Origin of the sequence: Streptomyces sp. NPDC056160 (assembly GCF_042268205.1) — a bacterium.
Lineage (GTDB): Bacteria > Actinomycetota > Actinomycetes > Streptomycetales > Streptomycetaceae > Streptomyces.
Genome location: NZ_JBHJUW010000232.1, coordinates 1 through 7,949, shown reverse-complemented (window position 1 = coordinate 7,949; position 7,949 = coordinate 1). Strand labels below are relative to the sequence as shown.

At 72.7% G+C, this 7,949-nt stretch carries 7 protein-coding genes; 6 read left to right on the top strand and 1 reads right to left on the bottom strand.

Features of this window, described 5'->3' with window-relative positions; all coding sequences use genetic code 11:
* The first annotated feature begins 417 nt into the window (after positions 1-417).
* The 3 genes from ACFC02_RS40450 (at position 418) to ACFC02_RS40440 (ending at position 5,501) form a co-directional block, all read left to right on the top strand.
* Complete coding sequence (locus ACFC02_RS40450; RefSeq protein ID WP_376367684.1) at positions 418-1,836, top strand: APC family permease; 1,419 nt, start codon at positions 418-420, stop codon at positions 1,834-1,836.
* Positions 1,837-1,974: 138 nt separating this feature from the next.
* Positions 1,975-4,632, top strand: a complete 2,658-nt coding sequence (locus ACFC02_RS40445) for a CocE/NonD family hydrolase (protein ID WP_376367683.1) — start codon at positions 1,975-1,977, stop codon at positions 4,630-4,632.
* The gene (locus ACFC02_RS40440; protein WP_376367681.1) at positions 4,629-5,501 is read left to right on the top strand and encodes an ABC transporter permease; all 873 of its coding nucleotides are present in this window, start codon (positions 4,629-4,631) and stop codon (positions 5,499-5,501) included. Before ACFC02_RS40445 ends, ACFC02_RS40440 begins: the two co-directional genes overlap by 4 nt.
* Positions 5,502-5,630: 129 nt before the next feature.
* Here the strand turns inward: ACFC02_RS40440 and ACFC02_RS40435 are convergent, their stop codons facing one another.
* Positions 5,631-6,023: a rodlin gene (locus tag ACFC02_RS40435; protein WP_376367679.1), complete on the bottom strand. Its 393-nt coding sequence runs from the start codon at positions 6,021-6,023 to the stop codon at positions 5,631-5,633.
* Between the two features lie 247 nt (positions 6,024-6,270).
* Here ACFC02_RS40435 and ACFC02_RS40430 point away from each other — a divergent pair, with 247 nt between their 5' ends.
* The 3 genes from ACFC02_RS40430 (at position 6,271) to ACFC02_RS40420 (ending at position 7,887) form a co-directional block, all read left to right on the top strand.
* Positions 6,271-6,663 (top strand): rodlin, encoded by a 393-nt coding sequence (locus ACFC02_RS40430; protein ID WP_376367677.1) that lies wholly within the window; start codon positions 6,271-6,273, stop codon positions 6,661-6,663.
* A gap of 254 nt (positions 6,664-6,917) precedes the next feature.
* A complete protein-coding gene (locus tag ACFC02_RS40425; RefSeq protein ID WP_376367675.1) occupies positions 6,918-7,145 on the top strand; it encodes a chaplin in 228 nt (75 codons plus the stop codon).
* Between the two features lie 136 nt (positions 7,146-7,281).
* On the top strand, positions 7,282-7,887 hold the full coding sequence (locus ACFC02_RS40420; protein WP_376367673.1) for a chaplin: 606 nt from the start codon (positions 7,282-7,284) through the stop codon (positions 7,885-7,887).
* The last annotated feature ends 62 nt before the right edge of the window (positions 7,888-7,949 follow it).

The window sequence follows — 7,949 nt, the reverse complement described above, 5'->3', positions numbered from 1 at the left end:
TGTCGCCCTGGGGTCCCCGCGCAACCACGGCTCGCCACCTGTGGCCCCGCCGCGGCCGTCCGTATACCGGACGGCCGCGACTTTTTTTGCGCCGACGCCTGCGATTCCCGTGTGCGGGGGAGGAAACGGATGCCGGAGGCAGAGCAGGGCTGGAGCCTTCGAAACCAAGGTCACAAATTGTCAAGGCTTGATGAATGCGCCGTTACAGCCGTGTGGCCTGCGAAATCGAACCGTCATCAGCCGGGACCCAGGTGCGGATTCCGAAGGTGAACAGCCATTGACGTGACGGTTTTCGTCGGGATTCCATGCTCGCGCCGGGAGCGGACGAAAGACAGAGAACGTACGACCGAAGCCGCCGGAGGCGATAGCGCTCCCGAGCCCCCATCACCTGTTGCACGAGTCGATCGGAACCGCCGCATGACCGACACGCTCCGCCCTGTCGACACCGCCTCCCCCCGGGCGGCCGACAGCCCCGCAGGAACGACGGACAGCCCCCAGCAGCTCAAGCGCTCCATCGGCGTCGTCGGCGGCACCCTCCTCACCCTCTCGTGCGTCACCCCCGCCTCCACGCTCTTCGTCGTGGTCCCGGACCTGTTCGGAACGCTCGGCACCGCCACCGCCCTCACCATCGCCATCGGCTCGCTGCTCTGCATCGCCGTGGCGTTCTGCTACTCGGAGCTGGGCACCCTCATCCCCAGCGCGGGCGGCGAGTACGCCATGGTCTCCACGATGGCCGGACGGCTGGCGGGCTGGCTGGTGTTCGTGCTGTCCCTGCTGGTCGTCATGATCGTGCCGCCCGTGATCGCCATGGGCACGGCGGACTACCTGGCGCCGCTCGTGCACCTCGACCCGGCGATGACCGGCGCCGGGGTGATGCTGCTCGCCACCCTCGCCGGCCTGCTCGACCTGCGCGCCAACGCCTGGATCACCGGCATCTTCCTGGTCCTGGAGGTCATCGCCGCGGGCGTGGTCGCCGTCCTGGGCTTCGCACACAGCCACCGGGGCGCCGGCAGCCTGGTCTCCATGCAGGTGGCCGGCCAGGGCGGCCACACCGACACCGTGACGGCCATGCTCGTGGTCTCCGGCCTCGCCATCGCCCTGTTCATCACCCAGGGCTTCTCCACCGCCGTCTACCTCTCCGAGGAACTGGAGCACCCGCGCCGCAACGTCGCCCGCACCGTCCTCGCCACCCTGGCCATCTCCTCCGTGGTCATCCTCGTGCCGGTCGTCGCCATCACGCTGGGTGCCTCCGACCTCAAGGAGCTGACCGGCGGTGACCTCAGCTCGATGGTGACGGCCTGGTCCAACTCCGCCGTCGGCACCTTCGTCAGCCTCTGCGTCGCCCTCGCGATCATCAACGCCGGCATCGTCATGGTCATCCAGAACTCCCGCGTGCTGTTCGCCTCCGCCCGCGACAAGGCCTGGCCCGGCCCGGTCAACACCGTCTTCTCCAAGCTCGGCCGCTTCGGCTCCCCCTGGGTGGCCACGCTCGCGGTCGGCGTCCCCGGCGCGGTCCTGTGCTTCGTCAACCTGGACACCCTGTACGGCGTCACGGGCGTCTCCGTGACCGGCATGTACCTGCTCGTCGCGGTCGCCGCCCTGCTGGCCCGCCGCGGCTCCCACAAGGACACCCCGGCCTGGCGCATGCCGCTGTGGCCCGCCGTGCCCGTGCTGCTGATCGCGGTGCTGGCGTACATCCTCAGCCAGCAGGAGGTCGGCTACCTGCTGTGGACCGGCGGCATCATGGCCGTGGCCACCCTGTACTGGGCCCTCTACCTCCGTCCGCGCCGCGACACCCGCTGGCTGGTGTCGATCCCCGAGGACGCCCAGGCCTGAGCCCCCGCGCCACCGGGCCCGCGGAACCCGCGTACCGCGGGTGCGGTACGCCGCGGCGCCGGCGTACTCCCGGCGGAGGGGCGGAGGTTCGGTCCGGCGGTGGCATCGGCCGTGACCGGCGGCCCGTACCGTGGACGCATGGATCTTCGACTGCCCGGCCGGCGAGGGCTGCCGCGCGGACCCCGGCGGTGGCTCGCCGCCGGGGCCGCGCTCGTGGTACTCGCCGGGGCCGGCACCTGGACCGCGGTCGCCTCCGCCGACGACCCGCCCGCGGTGCGCCGCGCCGACCGGGTCATGAGCACGGGCGACGGCGTACGGATCGACACGTCCTACTTCACCCCGGCAGGACCCGGCCGCCACCCCGCCGTCCTGCTGGGGCACGGCTTCGGCGGCAGCAAGGACGACGTGCGGCGGCAGGCCGAGGACCTCGCCGGGGACGGCTACGCGGTGCTGACCTGGTCGGCGCGCGGCTTCGGCCGCTCCACCGGCAAGATCGGGCTGAACGATCCGAAGGGCGAGGTCGCCGACGTCGAAAGGCTCATCGACTGGCTGGCCCGGCAGCCGCAGGTCAGCCTGGACGGGCCCGGCGACCCGCGCGTGGGCCTGGCGGGCGCCTCCTACGGCGGCGCGATCTCCCTGCTCGCCGCCGGGTACGACCGCCGCGTGGACGCCATCGCCCCCGAGATCACCTACTGGAACCTCGCCGACGCCCTCTTCCCGAACGGCGTCTTCAAGAAGCTCTGGGCGGGCGTCTTCTTCAACTCCGGCGGCGGCTGCGCCCGCTTCGAGCCGGCGTTGTGCCGGATGTACGAGCGGGTCGCCGAGTCCGGCACACCGGACGCCGAGGCGCGCCGCCTCCTCCAGGAGCGCTCCCCGTCCGCCGTCGCCGACCGGATCAAGGTGCCGACCCTGCTGGTGCAGGGCCAGACCGACTCGCTCTTCCCGCTCGGCCAGGCCGACGCGGCGCAGAAGGCGATCCGGGCGGGCGGCGCGCCCGTCGACGTGGACTGGATCGCGGGCGGTCACGACGGCGGCGACCTGGAGAGCGGCCGGATCCAGGCCCGCGTGAAGACCTGGTTCGACCGCTACCTCAAGAAGGACGCCGGCGCGGACACCGGCCCGGCCTTCCGCGTCACCCGCACCGGCGGCGTCGACTCCACCGACGGCGCGGCCCTGCTGCGCGGCGCGAGCGCGGACTCGTACCCCGGACTGGCGAGCGGACAGCGGGCGATCGCCCTGAGCGGGCGCGAGCAGCGGTTCCAGAACCCGCCGGGCGCGGGCCCGCCCGCCGTCTCCGCCCTGCCCGGCCTCGGCGGCCAGGGCGCCGGGCTCGCCCAGCTCTCCGCGCTCGGTCTCGGGGTGTCGCTGGACTTCCCCGGCCAGTACGCGCACTTCGAGTCGGCGCCGCTCGACCGCGACCTGCGGATCACCGGAACGCCCACGGTGACCGTCCACGTCACCTCCACGAGCGACGACGCGGTGCTCTTCGCCAAGGTGTACGACGTCGGACCGGGCTCGTCGCGGCCGGTGCTGCCCGCCCAGCTCGTCGACCCGGTGCGCGTCGAGGGCGCGCGGACGGGCAAGGACGTCACCGTCACCCTCCCGGCGATCGACCACGAGGTGCAGAAGGGCCACCGGCTCCGCCTGGTCCTGGCCTCCACCGACCTCGGCTACGCCTCCCCGGCCGCCCCGGCCACGTACACCGCCGCCCTGCGCGGCGACCTGTCCGTGCCCACCGCGCCCGGCCTGACCACCGCGGCGGCCCCGCTGCCCGCCTGGGTGTGGTGGCTGCCCGTCGCGGGGGCGCTGATCGCGCTCGCGCTGCTGCTCACCGCCCGCCGCCGCACCGCCGCCCCGGCCCCCGACCCGGCGCTGTCCGGCGTCCCCCTCCAGATCACCGGCCTCAGCAAGCGCTACGCCCGCTCCGCCGACCGGTACGCGGTGCGCGAGCTGTCCTTCCGGGTGGAGCGGGGGCAGGTGCTCGGCCTGCTCGGTCCCAACGGCGCGGGCAAGACGACCACCCTGCGCATGCTGATGGGTCTGATCCGGCCGGACGAGGGCGAGATCCGGGTCTTCGGCCACGCCATCCGGCCCGGCGCCCCCGTGCTGTCCCGGGTCGGCGCCTTCGTCGAGGGCGCCGGCTTCCTGCCGCACCTGTCCGGCCGGGAGAACCTGGAACTGTACTGGCGGGCCACCGGCCGCCCGGCCGGCGACGCCCACCTGGACGAGGCCCTGGAGATCGCCGGCCTCGGCGACGCCCTGGCCCGTGCGGTGCGCACCTACTCCCAGGGCATGCGACAGCGCCTGGCCATCGCCCAGGCCATGCTGGGCCTGCCCGACCTGCTGATCCTCGACGAGCCGACCAACGGCCTGGACCCGCCGCAGATCCGGGAGATGCGCGAGGTGATGATCCGGTACGCGGCCGGCGGGCGCACCGTCATCGTCTCCAGCCACCTGCTCGCCGAGGTCGAGCAGTCCTGCACGCACCTGGTCGTCATGGACCGGGGGCGACTGGTGCAGGCGGGCCCGGTCGGCGACATCGTCGGCTCCGGGGACACCCTGCTGGTCGGCACGGCGGCACCCGTGGACGAGCCGGTGGCCGACAAGGTGGCCGCGCTGCCGGGTGTGGCCTCGGCGGTCCCCACCGGCGACGGCCTGCTGGTCCGGCTGGAGTCCGGCTCCACGGCCGAGCGCCTGGTGGTGGAGTTGGTGCGGCTGGAGGTGCCCGTCGCCTCGATCGGCCCGCACCGCCGTCTGGAGGACGCCTTCCTCACCCTGATCGGAGGTTCCGCATGAGCACGCTCACCGAGGAGGCCGGGCCCGCCGGGGTCGCCCCCGGCTACCAGCCCGCCCGCACCCTGCCGCTGCGGGTGGAACTGGCCCGGCAGCTCAAGCGGCGCCGCACCCTGATCATGGCGGGCATCCTGGCCGCGCTGCCGTTCGTCCTCGTCGTGGCCTTCGCGATCGGCGGCGACCCGGGCGGGCGCAACAACCAGGTGACCCTGATGGACACGGCCACCGCCTCGGGCGCCAACTTCGCCGCGGTGAACCTGTTCGTGTCGGCGGGCTTCCTGCTGGTGATCCCGGTGGCGCTGTTCTGCGGGGACACCGTCGCCTCCGAGGCGAGCTGGTCCTCGCTGCGCTACCTGCTGGCCGCCCCCGTGCCCAGGGCCCGGCTGCTGTGGTCCAAGCTCGCCGTCGGCCTCGGGCTGAGCCTGGCCGCCATGGTGCTCCTGCCCGTCGTCGCGCTCGCAGTCGGCACCGCCGCCTACGGCTGGGGCCCGCTGGAGATCCCCACCGGCGGCGCGCTCGCCGCGGGCACCGCCGCCCAGCGGCTGGTGGTGATCGTGGCGTACGTCTTCGTCTCCCAGCTGGTCACGGCGGGGCTGGCGTTCTGGCTGTCCACCAGGACCGACGCGCCGCTGGGCGCCGTGGGCGGCGCGGTCGGCCTGACCATCGTCGGCAACGTCCTGGACGCCGTCACGGCGCTGGGCCACTGGCGTGACTTCCTGCCCGCGCACTGGCAGTTCGCCTGGGCCGACGCCGTGCAGCCGCGCCCCGAGTGGTCCGGGATGATCCAGGGCACGGCCGTCTCCGTGGCCTACGCGCTGGTGCTCTTCGCCCTCGCCTTCCGCGGCTTCGCCCGCAAGGACGTGGTGTCGTAGGGCGGCCGCCGTACGGGTCCTTCCGCACGGGCCCTCCCGCAGGGGTTCTCCCGTACGGGGGTCCCGCACACACGAGGGAGCGGGCCGCCGAGTCCTCCGGCGGCCCGCTCCGCGCACCGTGCCCGAGGCTCAGCGCTCGCTGTTCCCGGACAGGACCGACACGTCCTCCAGCAGGTGAGCCAGCGCGCCGTCCCGCTTGGCCTGCGTGGAGTTCTCGGTGCACTGCTGGTTCTGCCGGTCGGACAGGATCGGGATGTCCTGGACGTCGACGACCTGGAGCACCCCGACCGGCAGTTCGCTCACGGCGATGCACGGCTTGTTGAACGACCCCTGGATGAGCGCCATCTGCGGGCTCATGCTCCCGTACGTGGTCGCGTTGCCGTAGCTCTGCCACGCAGCGTTGCCGTTCGCGGCCGCCGGCCCGCTGTCGTTGCCGATCGCCAGGGCCTCGGGAGCCGCGGCGGCGGTGGTACCGAGCGCGGAGGCGGCGATGGCCGCGGTGGCGACAAACTTCTTGATCACTGGGTGGTCCTTTCTGAGGGAACCCCGTCTCCGGAGCGTTCTGGTCAACTGCCCGCGGCCACCGGGGTTTCTCCCGTTCACTCCCACGGCGGATGCCGCGAAGTGTTTGTGTGTTATCCGGACTCCGTGATTTTCAGGCGTTCTGTCATACCGTGCGGGCCAACCGGGTGAACCCCCGCAACCAAACATCTCCCGCCGTGTTGATGAGGCCGTAGGACCTGCGTCGCTACGAGGAAAGGAACGCGCAGTGCTCAAGAAGGCAATGGTCGCCGCTGCGGCCGCCGTATCTGTCGTCGCCGGGTCGGTGGCGGCGGCTCCCGCGGCGCTTGCCATCGGGAACGACGACGGCCCGGCCGTCGCGAACGGCAACGGCTCCACGTCGTCGTTCGGCAACTCGGCGACGAGGGGCAACATGAGCCCGGAGCTCTCGCTGGTCGAGGGCACGCTCAACAAGCCGTGCCTGGGGCTGGACGAGACCAACGTCGGCGTGCTCCAGATCGTCGACGTCCAGGACGTCCCGGTCCTGTCGGACCGGCAGAACCAGGAGTGCTCGGACAGCTCCACCCAGGCCAAGCGGGACGGTGCCCTGTCGGACGTCCTGAAGGACCTGTCGGTCCTCTCGGCCAACGGCGAGAGCTGAGCCGATTCCGGCCGGCCCGGGCTGCCCGCTGCATCATTCGCGGGCGCCCGGGCTGTTTCCGCAGAATTCCTTATCGCCCGAGCAGCCGAGGGTGAGGCGTACGGTGCGCGGGGCAATCGAGTGAATTGTCGGGCGATTTACGTTCCGCCGATTTCGAATACGTCTATTCCTCGTTCAGTGCCGCGACCGTGGAGGTCGTGCTCACTCGGTTTCTCGCCGTCATTGGGGCACCTCGCCCCGAGAAGGGAACTTTCATGAAGAAGAGCGTCGCTGTCATGACGGGCGCCATCCTGGCGCTGGGCATGGCCGCCCCCGCCTTCGCCGACGCCGGCGCCGAGGGTGCGGCCGCAGGCTCGCCCGGTGTGATCTCCGGCGACACCATCCAGGTCCCGGTGCACGTCCCGATCAACCTGTGCGGCGACACCATCGACGTCATCGCGCTGCTGAACCCCACGTTCGGCAACCCCTGCGTCAACGACTGACCACGCAGGCGCACCGGCCACCTCGGCCGTGTCAGGGCCGGCCTTGGACGTCGAACTCACGACCCAGGGCCGGCCCTCCCACATCTGACAGTTCCTCAAGTCGCCGCGGGCGGCTTCGAGCAGGAAGACCACTAGATTGCGACAGACCCTGAGCAGGGGAGTGTTCGCGGCTGCCGCCGCGACGAGCGTGCTGTCCCTGTACGGCAGCGCCGCCTTCGCCGACTCGACGGCGGACGGAGTCAGCGCGGGTTCGCCCGGCCTGCTGTCCGGCAACACCATCCAGGCGCCGGTCGAGGTACCGGTGAACGCCTGCGGCAACACCGTCGACGGTGCGGCGGCGCTCAACCCGGCGTTCGGCAACAAGTGCGCCAACGTCTCGCACAAGACGACGCCGCCCCCGACGCACCGCCCGGACTGCGACGACCAGGGCGCCTACGGCGAGCAGCCCTCCTCCGGGGCGTACGGCGAGCAGCCCTCCCCGGGCGAGTGCACGACGATGCCGCCCACGCACCACACCACTCCGCCGCCCACGCACCGCACGACGCCGCCGCCCACGCACCACACCAGCCCGCCGCCCACGTACCACACGCCGCCGCCTGTGGAGCACACCCCGCCGCAGATGGCCGAGACCGGCAGCGGCAACACCGGGGCGCTGCTGGGGGCCTCGGCCGCCAGCGCCGTGCTGATCGCCGGCGGCACCGTCCTCTACCGCCGCGGCCGCTCCGCCGGCGCCCACCGGTAGACAGCCCGCGGGGCCGACGCCAGGCCGCCGCGACCGCGCCGTCACGGCGGCCCGTCGCGGCG